The sequence below is a fragment of the Nocardia sp. NPDC047654 genome (assembly GCF_043205035.1).
Lineage (GTDB): Bacteria > Actinomycetota > Actinomycetes > Mycobacteriales > Mycobacteriaceae > Nocardia.
Genome location: NZ_JBIDDF010000012.1, coordinates 113,170 through 137,843, shown reverse-complemented (window position 1 = coordinate 137,843; position 24,674 = coordinate 113,170). Strand labels below are relative to the sequence as shown.

At 66.0% G+C, this 24,674-nt stretch carries 24 protein-coding genes; 18 read left to right on the top strand and 6 right to left on the bottom strand.

Annotated features, from left to right (window positions below):
- The first annotated feature begins 64 nt into the window (after positions 1-64).
- The 14 genes from ACGF7Y_RS26145 (at position 65) to ACGF7Y_RS26080 (ending at position 15,302) form a co-directional block, all read left to right on the top strand.
- Positions 65-1,312 (top strand): acyl-CoA dehydrogenase family protein, encoded by a 1,248-nt coding sequence (locus tag ACGF7Y_RS26145; protein WP_393237682.1) that lies wholly within the window; start codon positions 65-67, stop codon positions 1,310-1,312.
- Complete coding sequence (locus tag ACGF7Y_RS26140) at positions 1,312-2,121, top strand: enoyl-CoA hydratase-related protein (protein ID WP_393237679.1); 810 nt, start codon at positions 1,312-1,314, stop codon at positions 2,119-2,121. The genes ACGF7Y_RS26145 and ACGF7Y_RS26140 overlap by 1 nt, the downstream gene beginning before the upstream one ends.
- Positions 2,122-2,142: 21 nt before the next feature.
- Complete coding sequence (locus ACGF7Y_RS26135; RefSeq protein WP_393237676.1) at positions 2,143-2,943, top strand: SDR family oxidoreductase; 801 nt, start codon at positions 2,143-2,145, stop codon at positions 2,941-2,943.
- Complete coding sequence (locus ACGF7Y_RS26130; protein ID WP_393237674.1) at positions 2,940-3,629, top strand: HAD family hydrolase; 690 nt, start codon at positions 2,940-2,942, stop codon at positions 3,627-3,629. The genes ACGF7Y_RS26135 and ACGF7Y_RS26130 overlap by 4 nt, the downstream gene beginning before the upstream one ends.
- 25 nt (positions 3,630-3,654) lie before the next feature.
- On the top strand, positions 3,655-4,695 hold the full coding sequence (locus ACGF7Y_RS26125; protein ID WP_393237672.1) for a phosphotransferase family protein: 1,041 nt from the start codon (positions 3,655-3,657) through the stop codon (positions 4,693-4,695).
- Positions 4,696-4,753: 58 nt separating this feature from the next.
- On the top strand, positions 4,754-5,524 hold the full coding sequence (locus ACGF7Y_RS26120; RefSeq protein ID WP_393237669.1) for an SDR family oxidoreductase: 771 nt from the start codon (positions 4,754-4,756) through the stop codon (positions 5,522-5,524).
- A gap of 8 nt (positions 5,525-5,532) precedes the next feature.
- A complete protein-coding gene (locus ACGF7Y_RS26115) occupies positions 5,533-6,705 on the top strand; it encodes an acyl-CoA dehydrogenase family protein (RefSeq protein ID WP_393237925.1) in 1,173 nt (390 codons plus the stop codon).
- Entirely contained in the window at positions 6,702-7,835 is a 1,134-nt protein-coding gene (locus ACGF7Y_RS26110) for an acyl-CoA dehydrogenase family protein (RefSeq protein ID WP_393237666.1), read from the top strand. The genes ACGF7Y_RS26115 and ACGF7Y_RS26110 overlap by 4 nt, the downstream gene beginning before the upstream one ends.
- Positions 7,836-7,847: 12 nt before the next feature.
- Entirely contained in the window at positions 7,848-8,300 is a 453-nt protein-coding gene (locus ACGF7Y_RS26105) for a MaoC family dehydratase (RefSeq protein ID WP_393237663.1), read from the top strand.
- Complete coding sequence (locus ACGF7Y_RS26100; RefSeq protein WP_393237661.1) at positions 8,297-9,874, top strand: long-chain fatty acid--CoA ligase; 1,578 nt, start codon at positions 8,297-8,299, stop codon at positions 9,872-9,874. Before ACGF7Y_RS26105 ends, ACGF7Y_RS26100 begins: the two co-directional genes overlap by 4 nt.
- A complete protein-coding gene (locus ACGF7Y_RS26095) occupies positions 9,874-11,565 on the top strand; it encodes an MFS transporter (RefSeq protein WP_393237923.1) in 1,692 nt (563 codons plus the stop codon). The genes ACGF7Y_RS26100 and ACGF7Y_RS26095 overlap by 1 nt, the downstream gene beginning before the upstream one ends.
- Before the next feature lie 134 nt (positions 11,566-11,699).
- Positions 11,700-12,350, top strand: coding sequence for a TetR/AcrR family transcriptional regulator (locus ACGF7Y_RS26090; RefSeq protein ID WP_393237920.1), 651 nt, complete (start codon positions 11,700-11,702; stop codon positions 12,348-12,350).
- Positions 12,351-12,435: 85 nt separating this feature from the next.
- Entirely contained in the window at positions 12,436-13,635 is a 1,200-nt protein-coding gene (locus tag ACGF7Y_RS26085) for an acetyl-CoA C-acyltransferase (RefSeq protein WP_393237917.1), read from the top strand.
- Positions 13,636-13,874: 239 nt separating this feature from the next.
- On the top strand, positions 13,875-15,302 hold the full coding sequence (locus tag ACGF7Y_RS26080) for an aminotransferase class V-fold PLP-dependent enzyme (RefSeq protein WP_393237658.1): 1,428 nt from the start codon (positions 13,875-13,877) through the stop codon (positions 15,300-15,302).
- Positions 15,303-15,451: 149 nt separating this feature from the next.
- On the opposite strand, the gene ACGF7Y_RS26075 is transcribed toward ACGF7Y_RS26080, so the two are convergent.
- Together ACGF7Y_RS26075 and ACGF7Y_RS26070 are read right to left on the bottom strand one after the other, a co-directional pair.
- Positions 15,452-16,000 carry a hypothetical protein gene (locus ACGF7Y_RS26075; RefSeq protein WP_393237656.1) on the bottom strand — a complete coding sequence of 183 codons (549 nt, stop codon included), beginning with the start codon at positions 15,998-16,000 and terminating at the stop codon, positions 15,452-15,454.
- 738 nt (positions 16,001-16,738) lie between these two features.
- Positions 16,739-17,149, bottom strand: a complete 411-nt coding sequence (locus ACGF7Y_RS26070; protein ID WP_393237653.1) for a hypothetical protein — start codon at positions 17,147-17,149, stop codon at positions 16,739-16,741.
- Between the two features lie 861 nt (positions 17,150-18,010).
- Here ACGF7Y_RS26070 and ACGF7Y_RS26065 point away from each other — a divergent pair.
- Genes ACGF7Y_RS26065 through ACGF7Y_RS26055 form a run of 3 tightly spaced genes read left to right on the top strand, consistent with a single transcriptional unit; the run spans position 18,011 to position 21,028 of the window.
- The gene (locus ACGF7Y_RS26065; protein WP_393237650.1) at positions 18,011-18,724 is read left to right on the top strand and encodes a lysophospholipid acyltransferase family protein; all 714 of its coding nucleotides are present in this window, start codon (positions 18,011-18,013) and stop codon (positions 18,722-18,724) included.
- A complete protein-coding gene (locus tag ACGF7Y_RS26060) occupies positions 18,721-19,506 on the top strand; it encodes a PIG-L deacetylase family protein (RefSeq protein WP_393237647.1) in 786 nt (261 codons plus the stop codon). Before ACGF7Y_RS26065 ends, ACGF7Y_RS26060 begins: the two co-directional genes overlap by 4 nt.
- Positions 19,388-21,028: a CocE/NonD family hydrolase gene (locus ACGF7Y_RS26055; protein ID WP_393237644.1), complete on the top strand. Its 1,641-nt coding sequence runs from the start codon at positions 19,388-19,390 to the stop codon at positions 21,026-21,028. Before ACGF7Y_RS26060 ends, ACGF7Y_RS26055 begins: the two co-directional genes overlap by 119 nt.
- Here ACGF7Y_RS26055 and ACGF7Y_RS26050 read toward each other — a convergent pair.
- A complete protein-coding gene (locus ACGF7Y_RS26050) occupies positions 20,958-21,872 on the bottom strand; it encodes a hypothetical protein (protein WP_393237641.1) in 915 nt (304 codons plus the stop codon). The two genes, ACGF7Y_RS26055 and ACGF7Y_RS26050, sit on opposite strands and share 71 nt — an antisense overlap.
- Positions 21,869-22,954 carry a glycosyltransferase family 4 protein gene (locus tag ACGF7Y_RS26045; protein ID WP_393237914.1) on the bottom strand — a complete coding sequence of 362 codons (1,086 nt, stop codon included), beginning with the start codon at positions 22,952-22,954 and terminating at the stop codon, positions 21,869-21,871. Before ACGF7Y_RS26045 ends, ACGF7Y_RS26050 begins: the two co-directional genes overlap by 4 nt.
- A 109-nt stretch (positions 22,955-23,063) precedes the next feature.
- Between ACGF7Y_RS26045 and ACGF7Y_RS26040 the strand changes: the two genes are divergently transcribed.
- Entirely contained in the window at positions 23,064-24,011 is a 948-nt protein-coding gene (locus ACGF7Y_RS26040) for an alpha/beta fold hydrolase (RefSeq protein ID WP_393237638.1), read from the top strand.
- Positions 24,012-24,035: 24 nt separating this feature from the next.
- Here ACGF7Y_RS26040 and ACGF7Y_RS26035 read toward each other — a convergent pair whose 3' ends face one another.
- Both ACGF7Y_RS26035 and ACGF7Y_RS26030 read right to left on the bottom strand, forming a co-directional pair.
- Positions 24,036-24,392, bottom strand: a complete 357-nt coding sequence (locus ACGF7Y_RS26035; protein ID WP_393237635.1) for a YybH family protein — start codon at positions 24,390-24,392, stop codon at positions 24,036-24,038.
- Between the two features lie 96 nt (positions 24,393-24,488).
- A complete protein-coding gene (locus tag ACGF7Y_RS26030; RefSeq protein WP_393237936.1) occupies positions 24,489-24,650 on the bottom strand; it encodes a hypothetical protein in 162 nt (53 codons plus the stop codon).
- Positions 24,651-24,674: the final 24 nt, after the last annotated feature.

Here is a 24,674-nt window from a genome sequence, read left to right as displayed (position 1 = left end):
GTTCAAGTAGTACCGAGGAATTTCGCAGGCCGAGCCCGGCCGTTCCGCTCGATAAGGGAGTCTCATGGAATTGTTCAATTTGTGCGACCGCGCGAAGCGGTATCAGGACGATCTGCTGGCGTTTATGGACGAACGCATTTATCCGGCCGAGGCCGTGTACGAAGAACAGATCCGTGCGTCGGGGGATCCGCATCATCATCCGCTGATTCTCGAGGAGCTCAAGGCCGAGGCTCACCGACGCGGACTGTGGAATCTCTTTCATCCGAACCCGAAGTGGGGGCCGGGTCTGACGAATCTCGAATACGCCCCGCTCGCCGAAATCTTGGGTCGCAGTCCGCATTTGGCTCCCGAGGCGTGCAACTGTGCCGCCCCGGATACGGGGAACATGGAGGTGCTGACCCTCTTCGGGACCGCGGAGCATCACGAGAAGTATCTGAAACCGTTGCTGGCGGGCACGATTCGTTCGGCGTTCGCGATGACCGAGCCGGCGGTGGCGAGCTCGGATGCCACGAATATCGAGTTGCGCATCGAGCGAGACGGCGACGAGTACGTGCTCAACGGCCGGAAGTGGTTCGCCTCCAATGCTATGCACAAGAACTGCGCCGTGCTGATCGTGATGGGTAAAACCGATCCCGCCGGACCCGTACACCGCCAGCAGTCGATGGTCGTCGTGCCGATGGACGCCCCGGGCGTCACGATCGTCCGCAGTCTTCCCGTGTTCGGCTACCTCGACCGCGAGGGACATGCCGAGATCGTGTTCCACAACGTGCGCGTACCGGCTGCCGACCTGCTGGCGGGGGAGGGGGAGGGTTTCGCGATCAGCCAGGCTCGGCTGGGCCCGGGCCGCATTCACCACTGCATGCGGGCGATCGGTGTGGCCGAACGGGCGCTGGAACTCATGTGCCGGCGTGCGGACGCCCGCGTCACCTTCGGCTCACCGCTCAGCGAGCGGAGCAACATTCAGGATTGGATCGCCGAAGCGCGCGTCGAGATCGAGAAGACCCGGCTGTTGACGCTCAAGGCGGCCTGGATGATGGACACCGTCGGCAACAAGGCCGCCCGCACCGAGATCGCTGCCATCAAAGTCGCGGCCCCCATCATGGCGCTCGACATCGTCGATCGCGCAATCCAAGTCCATGGCGGAGCTGGGGTCACCGACGATGTGCCATTGGCCCGCTTCTGGGCGAGCCTGCGCACGTTGCGCCTTGCCGACGGTCCCGACGAAGTGCACAAACGCGCCATCGCCACGCACGAACTGCGCAAGCACCGTGCCACCGTCCGATCCGCTTCGATCGAAGGAAACGAACAGTGATGAGTCAGCCGGAGCGTGCTGAGACCGACCAGCCGGTGCTCGCCGAGCGGCGCGGTGCCGTGCTCGTTCTCACGTTGAATAGGCCCGGGCGCCTCAATGCGTGGAACGACGATCTGGAGCAGCGATACTTCGAACTCCTCGATGACGCCGATAGCGATCCCGAGGTGCGGTCCATCGTCGTCACCGGGACAGGCCGCGGCTTCTGCGCCGGTGCGGATCTGGACGACCTGCACGACGCCAGCACCACGGACGACCTACGACCGCCAGAGCGGTCTCGGCCTCGGTGGTATCCGCTGACGATGCGCAAGCCGATGATCGCCGCCGTCAACGGCGCCGCGGCCGGATTGGGCCTGGTCGAGGCGTTGTACTGCGACGTTCGTTTCACGACCCCCGCGGCGAAATTCACCACGGCATTCGTGCGACGCGGTCTGATCGCCGAATATGGAATCTCCTGGCTGCTGCCGCGCCTGATCGGAACGAGCAAGGCGCTGGACCTACTGCTGTCGGGCCGGGTGGTCAGCGGCGAGGAAGCTTACCGACTCGGCCTCGCCGATCGTGTGGTGGCGGCGGAGAACCTGGTCCAGGCCGCCGTGGACTATGCCGCCGAGCTCGCCGCCTTCAGCTCGCCGAGCTCGATGAGCGTTATCAAGAGGCAGGTGTACGAGGGCCTGCACACCGAATTCGAACCCGCCGCCACCGAGGCCGACCGGCTCATGCTCGAGTCGTTCCGCCAACCCGACGCCGCCGAAGGCGTGACGAGCTATCTGCAACGGCGAGATCCCGCTTTCCAAGCATTGCGGTCGCGGTGAACACGACGGGACAGGCGTGACATGAGCAGCGACAAACTGAGCGGGAAGACCGCGATTGTCACCGGCGGTTCGCGGGGAATCGGATTGGCGACCGCCCGCGCGCTGGTGACGGCGGGAGCGGAAGTGATCCTCACGTCGCGGTCGCAGGCGGCCGCCGAGGCAGCCGCCGAGACTATCGGCGCGGGCGCGGTGGGATTCGGCGCACACGTCGCCGACGAAGACGCTGCCCGAAGGTGCATCGACTTCGCACTCGCGACCTACGGCAGCATCGATATCCTGATCAACAACGCCGGCACGAATCCGGCCTTCGGTCCACTCGTCGATCAAGACAAAGCCCGGTTCGCCAAGACCTTCGACGTCAACGTCTGGGCGCCGATCCTGTGGACGAAATTGGCTGTCGAGGCCTGGATGGGCGAGCACGGGGGAGCGATCGTCAACACCGCCTCCATCGGCGGATTCCTGCACGAGGCGGGCCTCGGCTTCTACAACGCCTCCAAGGCCACCATCGTTCACCTGACCGAGCAGCTGGCGCTGGAGCTCGGCCCGCGAGTCCGGGTGAACGCGGTCGCGCCCGGTGTGGTCCGTACGCAACTGGCCAGGGCGTTGTGGGAAGAGCACGAAGCCGAGGTAGCGGGTGCCACGGCGATGGCGCGAATCGGAGAACCGGACGACATCGGCGCCGCCATCGTCTTTCTCGTCTCCGAGGCCGCGTCCTGGATCACCGGAACGACATTGGTGGTCGACGGTGGCCAGGTACTCGGCGACGCAGGCCGGTTCCGGCCCTCGGCGGTTGCCCCCGCTGATCGGAGACCGACGACATGAAGACCCGAGCCATCTTCGTCGACTTCGGTGGAGTGCTGACGACCAGCGTGTTCGAGGGCTTCCGAGCATTCGCGCGAAGCGTCGGGGTCGCACCGGAGCTTCCGTTCCGTCTGCTTGCTTCCGATCCACTCGTCAATTCGGCTTTCGTCGAATTCGAGACAGGCCGCCTGACCGACGAGCATTTCGAAACGGTCATGGCTACCGCCCTCACCGAGCACGGCGGGACCGTCGAGGCCACGGGTTTGCTGCGGCGCATGCGAGCGGGCATCCGACCCGATGTCGCGATGATCGAGTTGATCGCCGGGATCAAGGCGGCGGGGCATCCGGTCGCGCTGGTGTCGAATTCGCTGGGACGCGGTTGCTACGACGGCGTCGATCTCGACACGCTGGTGGATGTCGCCGTCGTGTCGGCCGAGGTCGGACTACGCAAGCCGTCGCGAGCGATCTACCAGCTGGCCTGCCGGAAGCTTGGCGTCGAGCCCGCGGATGTCGTCATGATCGACGATCTGCCGCACAACATCGACGGCGCCCACCTCGCCGGAATCGACGGCATCGTGCACGGCGATGCCGCCACCACCGCGGAAGAACTCGCCACCCGCTTCGGGGTGTTCCCGCAGCTGCCGCCGACCCCGAACCGGCCCAAGACGATCTGGCGACGTCCCCGCTCCACCCATTGGATGCGGTGACCCGCAGCGAGAGAGAAAAAACATCGTGACCGAAACTTCCACCTCACCCGCCGGTGACATCGGGGTAGATCTCGATGCCCTGCGCAAATATATGGCCGGCGAACTTCCTGAGATCGATTCGAGCGAATTGCGTATCGAGCTGATCGCCGGCGGCCGCTCCAACCTCACCTATCGCCTGACCGACGGCACTCGAAGTTGGGTGCTGCGTCGCCCACCGCTGGGCCACGTGCTGGCCACCGCGCACGATATGGCTCGCGAATACCGGGTCATGTCGGCATTGGCGCCCACCGCCGTCCCTGTGCCGGAGGTCGTGCTCCTGTGTGACGACCCGCATCTCATCGGCGCACCTTTCTATCTGATGCGTGATGTCGCGGGCACCGTCTACCGCACCGGTGCCGACACCGCCGACCTCGGACCGGTACGGGCGCGCCGCATATCGTTCGCGCTCATCGACGCGCTGGCCGAACTCCACGCCATCGAGCCACACGCCGTCGGCCTGGAAGGACTCGGCCACCCCGAGGGCTATCTGACCCGGCAGCTGCAACGCTGGTCCAAGCAGCTAGCTGCCTCCCGCAGCCGGGATCTGCCCGACCTGGGCCGATTGCGCGATCGGCTGATGGGCGCGGTCCCGCCCGATCGGGCCGGCGCGGTGGTGCACGGCGACTTCCGGCTCGACAACACCATTGTGGCCGACGACGATTCGCTGGCCGCGATCGTGGACTGGGAGCTGTCCACGGTCGGAGACCCCTTGGCCGACCTCGGGTTGTTCGCGGCGTACTGGGATGGGCTGGCAGAAATGCCCGGCAACCCACTGGCCGGCGGGGTCAGCGCAGAGGCCGGGTTCGCGTCGTCCGCGGAGCTGTTGGGCCGCTATGGCCGACGGTCCGGTGCTGACCTTTCCGACCTGTCCTGGTACCTGGCTTTCGGGTTCTTCAAGGTCGCCGCGATTCTCGAAGGAATCCACTTCCGCTACCGCCAGGGCAAGACGGTGGGCTCCGGTTTCGAGCACATCGGCGCACTGGTCGAGCCCATCGCCGCGCACGGCCTATCCGCGCTCAGTGGCTGAGATCCCCAGGCGCCGTCGTGTCGAAACATTCACTTCAGCAACCTATTCGAGGTAATCGATGACATCTTCTTCTGTTCGGGCCTCGCGCATCGCGATCGTCACCGGCGCGGCGCGCGGCATCGGCGCCGCGACCGCTATCCGGCTCGCGGCCGAGGGCATGGCCGTGGCCGTGCTCGATCTCGACTCCGCCCAGTGCGCCCACACCGTGCGAGCCATCGTCGAAACCGGCGGGCGTGCCATGGCCTTCGGCGCCGACGTCGCCGACCCCGGTCAGGTCGAGCATGCGGTCGGCCGGGTCGTCGAGGAGTTGGGACCACCGACCGTACTGGTCAACAACGCTGGGGTCACCCGCGACAACCTGCTGTTCAAGATGACCGACGATGACTGGGACACGGTCGTCGGCGTCCACCTGCGCGGAACCTTTCTGATGTCGCGCGCGGTGCAAAAGCACATCACCGATGCCGGATGGGGGCGAATCGTGAACCTGTCGAGCACCTCGGCCCTTGGCAACCGCGGACAGGCCAATTACGCCGCCGCCAAGGCCGGATTGCAGGGATTCACCAAAACCCTCGCCATCGAGCTCGGCCGGTTCGGCGCCACGGTCAACGCCGTGGCGCCCGGTTTCACCGTGACCGACATGACCGCGGCAACGGCAGCCCGCACCGGCATCGACTTCGACCAACTGAAAGCCACGGTGGCGGCGAAGGTCGCGGTCGGCAGGGTCGGCTCGCCGGAGGACATCGCCCACGCGATCGCCTTCCTCACCAGCGAAGAAGCCGGGTACGTCTCGGGCCAGGTGCTCTACGTCGCCGGAGGTCCGGTCGCGTGAATCCCACCATCGATGAAATCGAAAAGCATGTGGCCGAATTCCTTCGCGCCCACGATCCACGACAGAGCGAACCACTGGCTTTCCTGCGAGCCCGATTCGACGCCGGGCTGGCGTGGATTCACTACCCGCAGGGCCTCGGCGGCCTGGGCGCACCGCGAGCGCTGCAACCCCGCGTCGACGCCTTGTTCACCGAAGCCGACGCACCCGGCAACGATCCCGGACGAATCGGCGTCGGCCTGGGAATGGCCGCGCCGACCATCCTGGCGCACGGCACACCCGAACAACACCAGCGATGGCTGCGACCGCTGTGGACCGGAGAACAAGTCTGGTGCCAGCTGTTCAGCGAACCGGATGCGGGCTCGGATCTGGCGGCGGTCGCCACACGGGCGACCCGTGACGGCGGCGACTGGGTGGTCAACGGACAAAAGGTGTGGACCTCCATGGCCCACGAAGCCCGATTCGCGATACTGCTGGCTCGCACCGACCCCGGGGCGACCAAGCACCGCGGACTGACCTACTTCGTGTGCGATATGGACCAGCCCGGCGTGGAGGTTCGCCCGCTACGTCAGGCTACCGGCGAGGCCGAATTCAACGAGGTTTTCCTCACCGAAGCCCGCATTCCCGACACCGACCGCCTCGGCGAGGTGGGGGCCGGCTGGCCGGTGGCGATGACCACGCTGATGAACGAACGCGTATTCATCGGCGGCGGCGCGGCGCCGCGCGAGGACGGCATGATCGGCATCGTCGCCGACCTCTGGCGGCAGCGCCCCGAACTTCGCAAACCTGGTCTGCGAGAACGGCTTGTCGCGTTGTGGGTCGAAGCCGAAGTTGCCCGTTTGGCCGGCGAGCGGCAGCGTCGTCTGCTCGCTTCCGGCCGCACCGGCAACGAAGGAGCCGGCGCGAAGATCGCCTTCGCGCGCATCAACCAAGCAGCATCCTCGCTGGAACTGGATCTGCTCGGCGAAGAAGCGCTGCGCTACGAGGATTGGGAAATGCGCCGCCCGGCCACGGTCGATTTCCGCGCCCGCAGTGCCGGCTACCGGTTCCTCCGTGCCAAAGGCAACTCGATCGAGGGCGGGACCAGCGAAATTCTGCGAAACATCATCGCCGAGCGAGTGCTCGGCCTGCCCGCCGAGACTCGCCACGACACCACCGTCGCCTGGAAGGACCTGCCCCGATGAACGCCACCCGGCACCCGGCCGATCATCTGCTCTACAGCGCGGACGAAGACGACCTGCGCGCCACCGTGCGCGCGTTCCTGTCCGAGGCGGCCACCGCGACATCGATCCTGGCACGGATCGAGACCGACGAACCCTACGCCCACCAGGACTGGGTGACTCTCGCATACGAGATCGGCCTCGCCGGTCTGCCGATCGCCGAAGAAGCAGGCGGAGTCGGCGCGACCTGGCGCGAGGTCGCGGTGGTCGCCGAAGAGATCGGCCGAACTGTCGCGCCGCTGCCCTTCCTGGGCACAGTTCTCGCGACCGCCACCCTGCTCGGCACGCCGCAGCGGCCCGACACACTCGACCTGCTCGCCGCGATCGCCGCGGGACCGACGCTCACAACGCTCGCGGTGCCCCTGACCGCGTCGCCCACCAGTGACATCGCGACCACCGTGGGCGCGGACGGCCTCGAATTGACCGGCACCGTCAACGCGGTCGCTGATCTGGCACCGGCTCAGCGGATTCTCGTGCCCGCCCAGACGGCCGACGGAAGTGTCGGCCTCTACCTGGTCGACGCCGACTCCGATGGTGTCGGCATCGAATCGGTGACGTCGTTGGATCTCACCCGTCCGATCGCGGCACTGCGGCTGCGGTCGGCACCGGCCACCTTGCTGGCCCACGGCCACGACGCCGAAGCCGCACTGCGCCGAGCACTCTCGGTGGGGGCCGCGATATTGGCTGCCGAGCAGGTCGGAATCGCCGCCTACTGTCTGGACTCCACCGTGGAATACGTCAAAACCCGATACCAGTTCGGCCGTCCCGTCGGTTCCTACCAGGCGGTCAAACATCGGCTGGCCGAGCTGCACGTGAACCTCGGCCAGGCCCGTGCGGCCGCCAGGTACGCCGCGAGCTGTGTCGCGGAGGCGGATCGCGACGCTCCGATCGCCGTCGGCGTCGCGCAAGCGTTCTGTTCCCGTACCGCCATACAAGCCGCCGAAGAGGCCATCCAGTTGCACGGCGGCATCGGCTTCACCTGGGAACACCCGGCCCATCTGTATCTGAAGCGCGCCAAAGCCGACCAGTTGGCACTCGGTTCGGCCGAGGCGCACCACGCCACCCTGGCAACCCTGCTGGACCTCCCCGCGTAGAAGGGCACCCAGATGCGAGTATTCGCCACCCTCGACGAACTCACCGCCGCTGTAGGCGACGTTGTCGGCATCACCGACTGGCACACCATCACGCAACAACAGATCGACCGGTTCGCCGAAGCCACCGGAGATCATCAATGGATCCATACCGACCCGCAACGAGCCGCAAGCGGCCCGTTCGGCGCGACGATCGCCCACGGCTACCTGACCCTGTCGCTCATCCCGTACTTCAGCCAGCGGTTGTTCTCGGTGGAGGGCGCCCGCATGGGGGTGAACTACGGCACCCAGAAAGTGCGATTCCCCGCCCCGGTCCCGGTCGGCTCGCGGCTGCGTGACCGCGCCGAACTGCTCGACGTGTCGGAGCGACCCGACGGAGCCCGACTCACGATGCGGCACACGATCCAGATCGAGGGGGCGCCCAAACCCGCCTGCGTGGCCGAGACACTCGCCCTGGTCGTGCTATGAGTTTCAACCTGGCCGCCATCCTGCGCGAATCGCGCACCACCGCCCCGCAAGCGCCCTGTTTGCTCATCGACGGCCGTCCGATGAGCTATGCCGAGATCGACGACGAGTCGAGCCGATTCGCCCGCGGGCTCGCCCGCGACGGATTCGAGCGAGGCTCGGTGCTTGCCATCGCGCTGCCCAACGGCGTCGAATTCGTCGTCGCCTATTTCGGCGCCCTCAAAGCAGGGGCGACGGTCCTACTGCTCAATCCACTGCTGAAGGCTCGAGAACTGGCCTACCTTCTCGCGGACTCCGGCGCCCGCGCCGTGCTGGCCCATCACCGGTTTCTCGACGATGTCCGCGAGGGCGTCGAAATGACGGGCAGCGCTGCCATTTTCGCGGTCTGCGAAGCCTCGGCGGCGTTGCCGGCGCAGGTGCGGTCCTATCGCGAGCTACTGATCGATGACAGTGTCGCGCCGGGGATCGGTGTCGGCGAGATCGAGCCCACCTCCGCAACCGACACAGCGGTGCTGCTGTATACCAGTGGCACCACCGGAGCACCCAAGGGCGCCCCCCTCACACACTTCCAGCTGTATATGAACTGCACGCTGTCGGCGGAGACGGTCGACCTCCGCCCCGGCGATATCGCTCTGGGGGGCCTGTCGATGTTCCACGTCTACGGCCTCGGGATGCTCAACGCCACGGTGCGTTCGGGTGCCGCGCTGTCGGTGATGAGCCGATTCCGTGCCGGTGAGGCCCTGCGCCAGATGGAACGGGACGGGGTGAGCATCGTGCTCGGCGTACCGACGATGTACTTCGAGCTGCTGAAGACCGACTCCTCTCGATTCGACCTGTCACGACTGCGGATCGGCGCGTCCGGCGGCGCGTCCATGCCGGCGGAGATCCACACCCGGTTCGAGCAGAGATTCGGCGTCCCGATCGTCGAGGGATACGGCTTGTCGGAGACGGCCGGCTCGGCCACGGTCAACAAACCCGGTGACCAACGGTTCGGGTCGGTCGGGAAACCGATCTGGGGTGTCGAACTGCGCATCGTCGATGATCAGGGCCATGCCCTCCCTCCGGGACCGGACCACATCGGCGAGATCGTGGTGGCCGGACACAATGTGATCGAGCAGTACCACCGCCGTCCCGAGGCCACTGCCGCCGCCTTCACCCGCGGTTGGCTCCACACCGGCGACCTGGGCTACCGGGATGAGGACGGATACGTCTTCGTGGTCGACCGCAAGAAGGACCTCGTCATCCGCGGCGGGTACAACGTCTATCCCCGGGAGATCGAAGAGGTCCTCTACGCCCACCCCTCCATCACCGAGGCTGCCGTGATCGGGGTCCCCGACGCCCGGCTCGGCGAGGAGGTGCACGCCGTGGTAGCCCTGCGACCCGGTACACATGCCGAGCCGGAAGAGATCATCGAATTCTGCCGCCGACGTGTCGCGGCCTACAAATACCCCCGCAGCATCCGAATCATCGATGAATTACCCAAAGGACCGTCCGGGAAAATCGTCAAGCGTGACTTGCGGGCGCTTTTCGTGAACCGACCCGGTTCGGAGAGTGCTGCCGAAGGAAAGAACACGTGATGTCACCGAACCGGCTGTGGCGCCGTCAGCTGAATCATTACCCGTCCGGCCCGAAGCGATATTCATATCTTGCTATCACGGTGCTGTGCACCGTGGTGTTGTATTACGAGCTGTATGTGCAAGGGGCAGTCGCGACAACCATAATCGGAACATTCGGTGTCTCCTTCGGCGAATTCGTGGCGATCGCCGTGATCGGAAACCTCCTCGGCGCTTTCGCTTCGCTTGCCGCCGGACTGGCCGATCGGTGGGGACGCGCCAACCTCGTCGTCGCCGGACTGCTGATCACCGCGCTGCTGGTCCTGTTCGGCCTGCCCGCGGCATCGAGTTTCGGCATGTACGGTTGCCTGTTCGTCCTGCTGTGTGCGGTGGAGGGCGTCGTCCTTGTCGCCACACCGGCGCTGATCCGCGACTTCTCACCGCAACTGGGCCGAGCCTCGGCGATGGGGTACTGGACACTGGGACCGGTCCTGGGCAGCATCCTGGTGACCACCGTATCGAGCGGCACCGCGGCCTCGCATCCCGACTGGCAGTTCCAGTTCCGGGTCTGCGGGATGATCGGCTTGGCCGCGGCCGTGATCGCCCTACTCGGTTTGCGTGAATTGGAGCCCGGACTGCGCGACCAACTCATGGTCAGTGTGCGTGATAAAGGGTTGATCGAGGCACGCGCACGACAGATCGATCCTGTGCGCGCCTTGCGAGGGCACTGGCGACAGATGTTGCGCCTCGATGTCCTCGCCTCAGCAGGGGCGATCAGCGTTTATCTGATCTTCTATTACATCGCCGTCGGGTTCTTCGTCGTCTACTTCGTCACCGTCTTCGGCTATTCGGAGGCGCGGGCCAACGCGCTGGCCAAATGGTTCTGGATCAGTATTGCGATCACCCTCCCGCTCAGCGGAGCGATCTCGGACCGGCTTCGGGTACGGAAGCCGCTCATGGTGGCCGGTGGCGTTCTGAGCGCCGGTGCGGTGGCAGTGTTCGCCGGGCTGGCCACACGCCCCGACACCAGCTATCACCATCTCGCGGTCGTGCTCGTCGTTCTCGGCGTCGGGACCGGGCTGGCGTATTGCACGTGGATGGCCGGCTTCACCGAGACCGTGGAACGCCACAATCCGGCCGCCACGGCGACCGGCCTGGCGCTGTGGGGATGGATCAACAGGCTCGTCGTCACCGCCGCACTGGCCGGATTCGGGCTGATGCTGCCCGCGGTGTCCACCCTGGCCGACCAAGGTCACGAGGTGTCGCGGCTCGCCACCGCATATCGGTCCCAGCTCGCCACGCTGGACCATCTGGACCCGGCCACTCGGGCGGCGCTGGCCGGCGGGGCCTCGGATCCGCGCACCCGTGACGATGCGGTCACACAACTGCTGGCCAGTGGCGCCGCCGCCGATGAACCGGCCGCGCGAGCGCGAATCCGGCAACTCGCCGAACACCCGATCCCACCGGAGGACCAGCAATTCCTCCGTGTTCACGGCCCGGTCGTCGCCGAAGCCGAACGGCGCAACCCCGAGCAATGGCAGCGCTGGTGGTTGGTATGTCTGGCGGGTCAACTCGTCTTCATCCCGCTGACGCTGGTAATGAGCGGTCGGTGGAGCCCGAAGCGGGCGCGCCAGGACGAGGCGCGCCACCGGGCGGAAGTGGTACGGGAAATGGCCGAGCTCGCGGTGCCCGTGGCGGTGCAGGAGAAAAAATGAACTCACCCGTCCAAATCGGGCCCTGCCGGTACAGGGCGGTCCGGACTCAGGCTTTTCCTATGACAGGCAACCGGTCCCGTATAACTACTGCTATGTCGTCATCAACCCAGGGACGTGAATCCGAACCGCCGTCGATGGTGCCGAAGGCTTTGCTCCGCGAGCTGCCGACCACCGAACGCGGTCAACGCACCCGGTTGACACTGATCGCCGCGGCTCGCACGGTCTTCGAGCGCCTGGGCTACCTCGACGCACGCCTGGCCGACATCACCATGGAGGCGAACTGCTCGACGGGCACCTTCTACACCTATTTCGCGAGCAAGGAAGAAATCTTCGCGGCGGTGCTGGAGCAGGCTCAAGAAGACATGATGCACCCGGGTGCGCCGCATGCCGGCCACGACGACGACCCCTGGGCGGTCATCGAGGCGAGCAACCGCGCCTATTTCACCGCTTACGAACGCAATGCCAAGTTGATGGCGATCCTGGAACAGGTCGTCCAGATCGAGCCGGAATTCCGGGATCTACGACGCAAACGCGCTCACGCGTTCGTTCTCCGCAATGCGCACAGTATCGAACAACTGCAGGCGCGCGGTGCGGTCGACGACGAACTTGATCCGATCTTCACCTCGTGGGCGCTGTCGGCGATGGTCAGCCGCATCGCGTACTGGTATTTCGTGTCCTCCGAGGACGGCGACCCCGGGCGGCCGCGCACCCTTGACGATCTGGTGTCACTCACCACCCGGCTGTGGGCGAATTCCCTCAGATTGTCTTCTCCCTCCCAACCGTAAGAACCGGGTCGACCCGACGCCCCGAAAGCCGCTATAGCACGTGCCTCAACTTGAGGTTGACGTCATATTCGAGAGAGTGAACGAAGTGCGAGAAGCCGTTGTTCTTTCCACCGCCCGCACGCCGATTGCCAAGGCATACCGCGGAGCGTTCAACAACACCCAGGCCCAGGAGCTGGCCGGTCACGTGATTTCGCACGCCGTGCGGCGAGCCGGCCTCGACGCGACCGAGATCGAGGACGTCGTCCTCGGCTGTGCGCTGCAGCAGGGCTCCTCCGGACCCAATATCGCCAGGCAGGCGGTGCTCCGTGCCGGTCTGCCCGAATCGGTACCGGGCATGAGTATCGACCGCCAGTGTTCTTCCGGCCTGATGGCGATCGCCACCGCGGCCAAGCAAATCGTCGTCGATGGGATGCAGACCACGATCGGCGGCGGCGTCGAATCGATTTCGCTGGTCCAAAACGACCATCTGAATCTGTATCGCGCGCAGGATCCTTGGCTCGTGGAGCATCGTCCCGATATCTATATGCCGATGCTGCACACGGCCGAGTTGGTCGCCGAACGATATGGTGTGAGCCGCGAAGCGCAAGACGAGTTCGCGCTCATATCCCAGCGGCGAACCGCCGAAGCCCAGGCAGCCGGGCGATTCGACGCGGAGATCGTCCCCATCACGACGGTCAGAACAGTGGCCGCCGCCGACAACGATTCCGCCACAGAAGAAGTGGTGACGTTGCGTCATGACGAAGGAAACCGTCCGACGACGACCGCGGCCGACCTGGCGAAGTTACGGACCGTACTGGCAGACGGACAACTCACCGACCGAGCCAGCGTCACCGCAGGCAATTCCTCTCAACTCTCGGACGGGGCATCTGCCTGCGTGCTGATGGAAGCCCGCGAGGCCGAGCGTCGAGGACTCCCGCCGCTGGGGGTCTATCGCGGCATCGCTGTCGCCGGGTGTGCACCTGACGAGATGGGTATCGGCCCGATTCTCGCCGTACCCAAGTTGCTCCAGCGCCACCACCTCACTGTCGACGACATCGGCCTGTGGGAACTCAACGAAGCCTTCGCCTCCCAGGCTCTGTACTGCCGCGACAAACTCGGCATCGACCCGCAACGCTGCAACGTCAACGGCGGCGCCATCTCCGTCGGCCACCCCTATGGGATGACCGGCTCACGACAGGTCGGCCACGCATTGATCGAGGGTCGACGCCGAGGCGCGCGCTATGTGGTCGTCAGCATGTGCGTCGGCGGCGGAATGGGGGCAGCCGGACTATTCGAAGTCGCCTAGTAGTGACCGCCGCAGGACATGGCGCGTACTGGCCGACCCCGAGGGGAACGAATCCTGCCTGTTCCGGCGCCGGGTAAGGGCGACACGCCTCACCGCCGCATCAGCGCTGATCGGTGCACCGGACCTCTACCCTGTGATCGGTGGCGACCACTCCTCGAGTTGCTCCATCCCACCACGACGTGACCGCGCCGAGTTGCCCCGGTGCGCGGCCGGTGGACGACGCGCCCGTGCCTCGGCATATGACGGCGGCACAATTCCGGGAACACGGTCGCGCCGTGGTGGATTGGGTGGCGGACTACTGGGAGCGAGTGGAGTCGCTGCCGGTGCGGTCGACAGTGGCCCCCGGTGCCGTGCGCGCACAACTGCCGCCGTCTCCGCCAGAGGTCGGCGAGCCGTTCGCCGCTCTGCTCGACGATATGGATCGCGTCATTGTTCCCGGCCTGACGCATTGGCAGCACCCCGGCTTCTTCGCCTACTACCCGACGGGTGCGTCGGGTCCTGCGGCGCTGGCCGATCTGCTGACCTCCGGACTGGGTGTGCAGGGGATGATCTGGCAGACCGGCCCGGCCTGTACCGAGTTGGAACAGCATGTCCTGGACTGGCTTGCCGGGCTGATCGGCCTGCCTGAACGCTTCACTTTCGCGGGCAGCGGTGGCGGTGTGATTCAGGACGCCGCCTCCAGCGCGATGCTCGTCACGCTGCTCGCGGCGCTGCACCGAGCCTCGGATGGGCGGGCAGCTCGTGACGGTGTCGGCCGAGGGCGCTATGTCGTCTACACCTCGACCGAAGCCAACTGCGGTTTCGAAAAAGTCGCGCGCATCACGGGCCTCGGCTCCTCGGCCGTGCGTTTCATCGACACCTGCGCCGACCTGTCGATGGACCCGAAAGCGCTGCGGGCGGCGATGGAACAGGATGTGGCCTCCGGCCGAACCCCCGTCCTGGTGATGGCGACGGTGGGCACGACGTCCACCGGCGCGGTCGATCCGGTGCAGCTCATCGGCCCCGTCTGCCGCGAATACGGTGTGTGGCTGCATGTTGACGCGGCGTATGCGGGTGTCGCGGCGATATGTCCGGAGCTGCGGTGGATTCACGCGGGTGTGGCCGAGTTCGCCGATTCGTACGCGACCAACCCGCACAAATGGCTGCTCACCGCGCTGGACTTCGACGCCTGCTACGTAGCCGATCGTGGTGCGCTGACCGGTGCGCTGTCGGTGTTGCCGGAATACCTGCGCAACAGTGCGAGCGAATCCGGCGCTGTGGTGGATTACCGGGATTGGCAGGTGCCGGTGGGACGTCGGTTTCGGGCGTTGAAACTATGGGCGGTAATCCGCTGGTACGGTGCGGTCGGGCTGCGCGACCATATCCGGCACAGCGTGGCATTGGCCCAGCAGTTCGCCTCGTGGGTCGGCGCGGATGATCGTTTCGAAGTGCTGGCGCCGCATCCACTGTCGCTGGTCTGTTTCCGATTGCGCGGCGGTGACGAGGCGAATCGGGCGCTGTTGGACGCCGTCAACGCGACAGGACGAGTTTTGTTGTCCCACACGGAAGTTCGCGGGGTGTTCGTGCTCCGGTTGGCCGTCGGCGGCACCGCCACCCGCCAGGAGCATGTGGCCGCCGCGTGGACGCTGTTGTGCCAGGGGGCGGATATCCTCGCCGCACCGCGCTGAGTGGAATGAGCCGAGCAGGTCGGTGCGGCATCAGCCGAGCCGGTGCAGGACCGCCGCGGAGGGGCGCCCTCGCGTAATGGGGCCCTGGTTACCGCCTGGCAGACGCCGCCGGAGCCGGGCTCGGCGGCGCTCGCGCCTGTCTCGGAAAGTCAGTTGACGGTGAATGTGCCGGTGAGTGACGCCTCGGTCACGCCAGGGCAGGACTGCTCGGTGCTGACGGTGTTGTCATCGGAGGCGGTATGCCCGGCGTAGGTGCCGGACTCGATGATGATCGGGAAGGTGGCCGGACCGGACCCCTTGGACTTGCTCTGGTTGCCCGCCGACGCGCTGCTGATCCTGCTGGTGCCGCCATCGGACCAGGTGATGGTGCCCGTGCCCTGATGAACGTTGACTTTCCCGTCACACGAGGCGACTTCGGTGCCCTGCTCGTCCATGCTGACGGGGTACGGATCGCCCTCCTCGACCGCGGGCCCTTTGCAGTCGGTGAACGCGGTGGTAGCCGTCCATTCCAGCTTTGACGGTTTCTCGCCCAACCCGGAACCAGCCCAGCGGACTGTGCCGTTTTCGGTGCAGGTGATGATCGAATCCGCGGTTCTGATACCGGGCGGTGCGGCGATGCCCGGTGCGGCGAACGGGATGCCCCCGAGCGACGCGCTTGCGACAACAACTGCTCCGGCCAGACGATATCGGGTGAACATGCGTCTCCTTGGTCGTTCTTGCTCGGCTGATGTCCGTTCCAAACATTAATCGGCTACCGACCCGGATCAGGTTCCCCGACGCCCAGCGGCGTTGCGCGGACAACGGGCACCGGGGTGCTGCCGACGATTCGGGGGAGTGGCGACTGTGACTACGTGAGCGTGCCCGACGGCTTCTTCGCCGTACGCCACCGAGTCGGCAGCGTTTGTCCGCCACTCGTGACACCGGCTGTAGCACAGTATGCCCGCCAGGATCGGGCGTTGGTAACGGCCGCCGAGATGAGGAGCTTCGATCGAAACATCACCTCTGCGGGACACCGCCACCGCGCCGGGTTCTGCGGTCCTGACAGGAACAGTCGCCTCGCGGGGGCCGTCGAGCACCGAGCGCGCCGAGGTCGTCCGGGACTTCAAACGAGCATGGGAGACAGGGAATATCGAGGCCCTGATCGGGCTGCTGGATCCGCAGGCGACCCTGCTGGAGCGGACGGTCAACGGCCGGCCCGGCCTGGCAGCACAGCTCGTCGACACCATCGTCTCGGCCTACGCCTTCGATATCGCCGACGGCCGGATCACCCGCATCTCGGCGATCCGGAACCCGGAGAAACTGCAGCCCTGGACAGCCAGCTGAACTGAACCGCGGATCCGCAGGCTGTTTCCAGCGGACGTGCCCTGCACAACCTGCCCTTGCCGCGGGAACCGTTATCGCGAGTGCACTCTCGTGGCGCGACCTGGCCACGACGTTTACACACGCTGGAAGCGCCACAACATGAGATCGCTGGATATGAATGCTCCAGGCACCTCGAGTTCGACCCACCTCGGACCACTCCCAAGCTCCGCGCCGAGGTACATTTCGCTGTCGGGTAGGCCCACAGTTGTTCCCTGATCAGGGTCACCGGGGATCTCCCACGTCGTCGCATCATGACCATCACACACGACATGGGCACCTCTCTCGATCACAGGGAGTGCGAGCTGAGTGCCCTTGAATTTGTTGGTGATCTGGAAAGTACCGTTCGCCGTCCTCGTCAGCGTCCAGTACTGCGGGTCGCCTCCACCGAACTTCACGTTCACGCTTCCGTCGTCTTCGACGTTCATGGCAGTGTCGATGTCGCTCAGGTTGCAGATCCGGTATGTGCCTTCGGTCAAATCAGCCATGGTTCGCGTCCTCACTGTGTGAGCGCACTGCCACCGAGCCTCGAACCGCCGGTAACACTGCGCTGATCTCGTAGTCGTCGTCCAGGGCGAATCTCCAAGATCAAGTAAATCAGGACTGCCACCACATCGGACCGGATTCCGCACACCCGGCAAATTCAGCATCGGCCTCCACCCATGGAAGACCTACGCTGATCAACGCCATCCGGCGGCGCTCCTGCGGACAACAGCCCGATCAGGCCACACCATACGCTCGGCGATCGAACACCCCGCACGCCTACACCGATCGTGACCAGGAGAAACCCGCTCGATCAGCGGCATGTTCGGGCATGGTGAAGGGCCGCTTCTTCGTCGATGTCGTCGAGCCACGTTCGGCTGCTTGTACCCCTGGATGGAGCCGCCCGAGCGTTCTCGACGTCCACGGCGCATGAATTCAAAGACGCGTACCGCGCAGTGCGGGGATCGCGGGACGGTGGCGGGAGTACGGAGGCGCGGGCGGTGCAGGCCGCGCCTTTCTGCGTTGGTGCCGGCGGGTGGTGCGCCGGCCGCGTAGGTCAACCCGTCGGCGATGGTGCGGTCGGCCTCCGCCGCGGTTGATCGCCGCGGCGGTGTTCGCCCTGCGCCTGGTGCCGATCATGGTGGTGTTGCGCACCGGACGGCCGCGGTGGCGCTGCGGGTGTGGGCAGTCTCCGTAGTACGTGGACAGGTACCGCACCGGGTCAGGTGGTACCCGTTGAGAGCGATGCTCTGACCCAGAGCGAATCTCACCGCGCTGCCCGCGGGTAAGCGGGGGCATGCTCGGTGCCGATCCGGAGCGGCTAGATTCGAATTGTGAATGAAATCGTCTATCCTGTTGCGGTTTCCATGGTGAAGGCCGTTGAGCGTGTATGGCGCCTGCGGACTCGGATAGTCGATGAATCACACCTACCCCGTGTCGGAGGTGCGGTGGTGGCCAGCAATCACGTGTCGTATCTGGACCCTTTCGCTATCGCCCTCGCCGCGGACAAGGTGGGCCGGATGGCCAGGTTCCTCTCGACGCGAGAGCATTTCGACCATCGGGTATATGGCGCTGCGATGCGGAGTATGCGGCACATCGCAGTGGGTTCCGGCGGGGATGGCGAGGCCTACCGCGCCGCGACCGCCGCGCTCGCCGCAGGGGAGTTCCTCGTGGTGTTCCCGGAAGCGACTATCGCGCGATCGTTCACCGTCCAGCGGTTGCGGACCGGAGCAGCACGGTTGGCGGCAGGGTCAGGGGTGCCCCTGGTGCCGGTGGCCGTATGGGGCACACAGCGGCTATGGACCACGCACCATCGTGAGCTCGATCAGCGGGGTCTACCACTCACGGTGATCGTGGGTGAGCCGATGTTCCCCGCGGCCGACGACGACCCGGAATACGTCACCGTCCAGCTGCGTGATCGTATGAAGGAACTGCTGGACCGGGCACAACGGGAGTACCCCGACTCCGGGACGGGACAGGGGTGGCAACCCCGTCATCTCGGCGGGTCCGCACCGACCCCTGCCGAGGCTGTGGCCCTGGACGCCGCGGAGAATGACGCACGGGATCGGCGCGAAGCGTGACATCCCGAACCCCCGTCGAGTGGCTCGGTGCGCCGGATACGCCGTGGGTCTTCGTGCATGCGCATCCCGACGACGAATCACTGTTGACGGCGGGAACGATGCGCAGGGTCAGCGAAGCCGGCCGGCGCACGGTCGTCGTGTTCGCGACCGATGGCGCCGCCGGACTCGCGGATTCGCCACCAGGTCCGCAGCTCGCAGCGCGTCGCGAGGGGGAGGCATTGGCATCAGCCGCAGTCCTGGGGTGTGACCGGGTGGAATTCCTGCGGTACGCGGATTCCGGACTCGACGGCCGCGTCCCGGGCGGCTTCTGCGGCGTACCTGTCGCCCAGGCGGCCGAGCGGCTTGCCGCACTCTTGATCGAGGAGCGGGCCGGGGTGGTCACTTCTTATGACGCATCCGGAGGTTACGGACATCCCGATCATGTCCAGGTTCATCGGGTGGTCGCGGCGGCTGCGCGGCAGGCCGCCACACCGTTGTTGCTGGAGGCGACAGTCGATCGCGATCGGCTACTGAGGGTATTGCGCTTGGTAAATGCTGTCGGATTGTTGCCCTCGGGGGTGGCGATGGATCGGTTCAGCACGAGCTTTGTCCCCGGCGCCGACATCACCCACCGGGTCGACGTGCGACGCTATGCGAGCGTCAAGCGCGCCAGCGTTCTGGCCCATGCCAGCCAGGCGGGTGGTGGTGACGGCTTGCGCACCCTGCGCTTGTTGGGGCGGCTACCCATGCCGCTGTTTCGACGGGTCTGCGGCACGGAATGGTTTGTCCAGCGCCATGTTTGATGTCCGCATAGAAAGAGACCTCCCCGTTCCGATGCCGGATGGTGAACGCCTGCTCGCCGACCGGTACCACCGTGCGTCGGGTACACCCGGACCGACCATCCTGGTGCGATCCCCAATGGGACGCCGACCGCTCGGCATCATCTATGGATTGTATTTCGCGCGCGCAGGATTTCAGGTGGTGGTGCAGGACGGCCGCTCGGCCGAGGATGTGTTACCGCTGAGCACCGAGCGTGCCGATGGGTTGGCGACGATCGAGTGGCTTCGAGACCAGGTGTGGTTCGACGGACGGTTGGCGTTGCACGGAATGAGCGCGATGGGGTTCGCGCACTGGGCTATAGCGGCCGACATCCCTGAACTGCGTGCTGTTTCGGTTCATGTCGCGGCCTCATCGGTTGCCGACACAATATTCACCGGCGGTTCTACTGCGCTGGAGTCCGTGCTGATCTGGTGCTCGAATCACAGCTTCATCACCGCGCTGCGGGCGCCCCGTCGGGCGCGTCGGGCAATCGCGTCGGGCCGTCCGGCCGCGGACTTGGATGTGCTGACCGGTGGCCGAACAGTCTCCTTCTATCAAGCCGTCATCGCCGACCTCGGCGCGGGCAGCCCGTTGCGGGAACTTCTCGACCACGGTCGTGCACCCGCGGAATGCGCCGGAACTCCGGTGCATCTGGTCGGCGGCTGGTACGACATCTTCCTGCCGGGCCTCGTCCGCGACTATGCCGCATTGAGTGCGGCTGGTGGTGCGCCGCGACTCACCATCGGACCATGGGGGCATTACAACCTCCGGCAGTTCGTCGTCGCGAATCGTGAAGCCCGGCAGTGGTTTCACGCTCACCTGCGTGGAGGTGAGGATCGTCCGTCTCGCAAGCCGGTTCGCCTGTTCGTCACCGGGGTCCGGCGCTGGCGCGAATACGCTTCCTGGCCTCCACCCGGAACCAGTCCCGTGCGATGGCATCTGCGTGAGTTCGGGCGGCTGTCGCGTGTGCCTGCTGAGCAGGCGGGAAGCGATCATTTTCGATACGACCCCGCGGACCCCACGCCCGCGCCCCGTGGTCCCGTGATCGTCGGGTTCTCGCGGCCACAGGACTGCCGGCAGATCGAAAGTCGACCCGATCTGCTGACCTACACCAGCGACCCGCTCGGCGCACCGCTCGAGGTCATCGGAACGGTGGTCGCCGAACTTCGGCTGCGCATAGCCACCGCACATCCGCCGCGCCGGCGTGGCGTCTGCGATGTCGTCGTGCGCATGTGCGACGTTCATCCCGGCGGGCGATCTTTCAACATCTGCGAAGGCGTACGGCGGGTCGAGCCACCAACCGACGCGGACGATATCCGGGTCGAGTTGTGGCCGATCGCGCACCGGTTCGCCACCGGACATCGGCTGCGCGTGCAGGTGTGCGGAGCAGCGGTGCCGCGCTACATGCGGCAGCCGGACCCGGCCGCCTACGAGCTCATTCGGGACCCGAGCGTTCCTTCGTCCGTGATTCTGCCGACGGCCCCCACCGGTCTCGGAACGTGCTGAGGGCGACGGCCTCGTTACGGCCGGATCTGTTCACCGTGTGGTGCAGCGCGCCTACGAACGCACCCGCCGCCTCGATCGGCACGCCGCGTACTGGTATCACCAACCGCGGCACATCCCGGCGCGCCAGGTGCCCGGAGATCCACACATCGTCCTGCCATCGCATTTCCGGCGGCCAGCCGTCGAAATCGTGCACATCGTCGTCCAGCGCTCCGGGCGGGATCAGATATCCCCACATACCCATCAGCACATCGACAGTGGTGGCCTCGGACACCGCGGTTCCGTATACGTGTCCGAAATAGCGGGGATCGCGGTCGAATCGCACGCGCGATCCCCGCACTCCCACAGCGGCTTTCGGATTCACACGATGCCCCGCGAGTAGATCCGCAACAAACGTATCCGGGTAGATCGCGTCATCGTCGACCACCACGACGACGGCGTCCGGCTCGGCCAGCAGCGTGGGCAGCAGCTTTGTCGCTGGGCCCAGATCCGTACACCGCAGCACCTCGACACCCGACGGCAGAGCCGGCAGGTGCGGGTAAGGGTCACCCGTGCGTAGCGAGTGCCGCGGCCAGGCAAGTACCACCCGATCGGCGGGTTCGGTCTGGTCGAGCAGGCTGCGCAGCACAGGACCCAGGTACTGCACACGGTGCGGCACGGTCGACAACGTGATGATCACGCGCTCGGCGCGCGCAGGCACCGTGCGCTCAGGCGGATCGCGGTGCAACAGCCGTACGGCCCGCGCGAGGTCATGCGCGAAACCACTGATCGTCGTGTTGACGAACCGTTTTCGGAAGTGTTCGGCGTTGCTCCACCCGATGCGGGCGACATGCGTTGGCGAGATCATCCGAGCGCGTCCTCCCTGCGGGCCGGATCTGACACGACGCGCCGTGCGGCGTCGTCGTAGCAGGTACGCAGCCGATCCAGTACGACAGGCCAACTGAATTCGGCAGGGGGTACCGATCGATTATGGGCGCTGATGCGTTCGCGTAACGTCCGCCGCCGGCCCAGCGACACCAGCGCGGTGACGAGGTCCTCGGTGGAGCGGCCCAGCAGGCCCTCGCGGCCGTCCTCGACGAAATCTGCGACGCCGGTGCCGGATCGAGCGATCACTGGAACACCGGCCGTTCGAGCCTCCAAGGTTGCCAATCCGAAGGCCTCGCGGCGTGTGACATTCAGGTACACATCCGCCGACGCCAGAATCTCGCGTACCGCCCGATGATCCTGCGAACCCACCAAATGCACCCACTCGGCCATGCCATGCCTGCGCAGATAGCGGAGCATCGCACCGCGGCGCGGGCCCGAGCCGACGATCGTCGCGCGCACCCGCACCTCACCGGCCAGCCGGTCCTGCGCCAGCCGCAGCACCTCGAGCAGCTTCAACGGTTGCCTGCGCGTGACCAGCCTGCCCACCGAAACGACATGCAGATCGGCGCCACTCGCGGACGGCGCCCTCCACAGATCGGTCGCGACCGCGTTGGGCACTACGACGGGGGTACTGGACAACGCCCGCCCGACCTGGTCGGCGACAACTGTACTCACCGCCGTGAACACCATGCCGTCGTGCCAGCCGCCCAGCCGCCCGATCACGCTGTAGCAAGCCCGGACCGGGGGATCCCACATGCTGTGCACCGTGATCACGAGCGGGATACACAACCGAAGCGCGTAGTGCGCGGAGTACAGCGCAAGCGGTGACGCCACACTCACGTGTATGTGCACGACGCTGGGCCGCAGTCGCCGAAGTATGCCGCGCACGTCGGTCATTCGGCGTGGCCGGTGGACCCGGAACGGCAGATCCGAGTCGCTGCCGCCGACGGTCGCGGTGATGACGTGAACTTCCTCGCCGACAGCTGCCTGTGCGCGAGCCAGGGACTCGACCAGCACCTCGATGCCCCCGACGCGGGGCGCGAAAACATCGGTCAGATGCACTATCAACGTTGACCCCTGCGCCACGGTCGGACCCCCTGGATGTCAACAACCTTCGGACGAATAGTGCTGGCGGACAAGCAATGGCGAGACGTGACGGATAATCCTCGGCATGGACGAGATGCGGGTCATCACCGAGGACGGCGTCGGACTGCATGTCGAACTCGACGGAGACCCGGCCGGTCCGCACACCCTCCTCTTCGTCAACGGTATCAATACCGGCTTGATCTATTGGGGCCGTCAGCGCGCGACTCTCGCCGACCTGGGCCGCATCGTGCTGTTCGACCACCGTGGGCACGGCCGCTCCGACGAACCGGCGACCGGCCGTGCCACGGTCGCGCAGCTAGGGCGCGACATCGGAACGGTCATCGACGCTATCGCATCCGAGCGTCCGGTAGTGATCGTCGCGCACTCACTGGGAGGGATGGCGGTGTCCGCCTTGGCCGAACAGCGTCCGGAGCTGTTCGGACGCCAGGTGGCCGGAGTCGCACTCCTGGACTGTGTTCCCCGAGGGTGGGGTGCGATCGCCCTGCGTCTACCTGATTTCGTCGTCGGTCCGGTGGTGCGGATGCTCTGGTGGGCGATACCTCCGTTGCGTCGCCTGCTCACCGACACCAGCGAACGCCGACACCCTGAACTCGCCGGACGCCGGACTGCGCCGAGCAGGCGCACGCCGTTCGTCTCGCTACATCGGGCCCGCAGACTGATCGCTTCCCTGCGAACGATGACGTTGCTGTCATTGCTGGCCGATGTCTCGATCTGTGACCACAGCGCTGGTCTGTCGGCTCTCGGCCGCGCACGGGTCTTGGTCATCGCGGGCGCCGAAGACCGCATGATTCCTTTACGACACAAGGTGCGCGCCGCCGCCCGGATACCCGGTGCCGAGCTGGTCATCGTGGCCGGGGCCGGTCACCTCAGCTCGATCGTCGAACCGGCTCGCGTGGATGGGCATCTGCGCGCCTTCATCAGCGCACTCCCGGTCCCGCACGTCCAGGTGAACGACCAAGGAGGCGAAGACGATCGCGGTCATGCCCGATCGAGTAATTGTCAAGGGCTGTAGATGACGATCTCCTGACTTGTCGAGTTACTGCTGCTGCTGTTCGTAGAAAGCGCGAACGTGGCCGGCGTGGCCGTCCTGGTCCAGCTCGACGACGTCGAGTACGCGATTGCCGTTCTCTCGTCGGTAGAGTAGGGCGTACCCGCCAGGGCTGGTCAGTAGTGCTTCTTCGGTGAAGGTCAGGTTGGGGGCGAGTTGCAACCCGAGCTCGAAGTGCCTGCGTAGTTCGAGCTTGCCGCGCAGTCGGCCATCGGGTTTGCCCCACCGGCGCGTCACTGTAGAGGCGACGAAGTCCACGTTGTCGGCGTAGCAGGCCATGATGGCATCGAGGTCGCCTGCGTTCCATGCTGCCAGCCAGGCGTCGGCGTGGGCTCGAGCTTCCATACCCGCATTATGCAATGTTGTCGAGATCTTGATCCGGCAGGATCGCCGAGGAGAACCGCTTGCGCTCACCAGGTTCCGGATCGGTGCGCTTGTCGTTCACCCGTGGCGCACGCACGGTAACCGCACCGGCAGCGGTGGTGATCTCTCGCGTTCGGCGTGGTCCTCCCGGCACTCCCAGATCGCGACGATGCGGTCCTTTTCCAGCATGCCGATGACCTGCGCCCGTGCTCCGACAAGTGAGGTGACCTTCACTGTCACGCAGCCTCCGAACCCGCCACACCC

Coding starts and splice junctions, on each gene's coding strand:
- ACGF7Y_RS26145 (WP_393237682.1), top strand. CDS start 65: ATGGAATTGTTCAATTTGTGCGACCGCGCGAAGCGGTATCAGGACGAT.
- ACGF7Y_RS26140 (WP_393237679.1), top strand. CDS start 1,312: ATGAGTCAGCCGGAGCGTGCTGAGACCGACCAGCCGGTGCTCGCCGAG.
- ACGF7Y_RS26135 (WP_393237676.1), top strand. CDS start 2,143: ATGAGCAGCGACAAACTGAGCGGGAAGACCGCGATTGTCACCGGCGGT.
- ACGF7Y_RS26130 (WP_393237674.1), top strand. CDS start 2,940: ATGAAGACCCGAGCCATCTTCGTCGACTTCGGTGGAGTGCTGACGACC.
- ACGF7Y_RS26120 (WP_393237669.1), top strand. CDS start 4,754: ATGACATCTTCTTCTGTTCGGGCCTCGCGCATCGCGATCGTCACCGGC.
- ACGF7Y_RS26110 (WP_393237666.1), top strand. CDS start 6,702: ATGAACGCCACCCGGCACCCGGCCGATCATCTGCTCTACAGCGCGGAC.
- ACGF7Y_RS26105 (WP_393237663.1), top strand. CDS start 7,848: ATGCGAGTATTCGCCACCCTCGACGAACTCACCGCCGCTGTAGGCGAC.
- ACGF7Y_RS26100 (WP_393237661.1), top strand. CDS start 8,297: ATGAGTTTCAACCTGGCCGCCATCCTGCGCGAATCGCGCACCACCGCC.
- ACGF7Y_RS26095 (WP_393237923.1), top strand. CDS start 9,874: ATGTCACCGAACCGGCTGTGGCGCCGTCAGCTGAATCATTACCCGTCC.
- ACGF7Y_RS26090 (WP_393237920.1), top strand. CDS start 11,700: ATGGTGCCGAAGGCTTTGCTCCGCGAGCTGCCGACCACCGAACGCGGT.
- ACGF7Y_RS26080 (WP_393237658.1), top strand. CDS start 13,875: ATGACGGCGGCACAATTCCGGGAACACGGTCGCGCCGTGGTGGATTGG.
- ACGF7Y_RS26075 (WP_393237656.1), bottom strand. CDS start 16,000: ATGTTCACCCGATATCGTCTGGCCGGAGCAGTTGTTGTCGCAAGCGCG.
- ACGF7Y_RS26070 (WP_393237653.1), bottom strand. CDS start 17,149: ATGGCTGATTTGACCGAAGGCACATACCGGATCTGCAACCTGAGCGAC.
- ACGF7Y_RS26065 (WP_393237650.1), top strand. CDS start 18,011: ATGGTGAAGGCCGTTGAGCGTGTATGGCGCCTGCGGACTCGGATAGTC.
- ACGF7Y_RS26055 (WP_393237644.1), top strand. CDS start 19,388: ATGCCAGCCAGGCGGGTGGTGGTGACGGCTTGCGCACCCTGCGCTTGT.
- ACGF7Y_RS26050 (WP_393237641.1), bottom strand. CDS start 21,872: ATGATCTCGCCAACGCATGTCGCCCGCATCGGGTGGAGCAACGCCGAA.
- ACGF7Y_RS26040 (WP_393237638.1), top strand. CDS start 23,064: ATGGACGAGATGCGGGTCATCACCGAGGACGGCGTCGGACTGCATGTC.
- ACGF7Y_RS26035 (WP_393237635.1), bottom strand. CDS start 24,392: ATGGAAGCTCGAGCCCACGCCGACGCCTGGCTGGCAGCATGGAACGCA.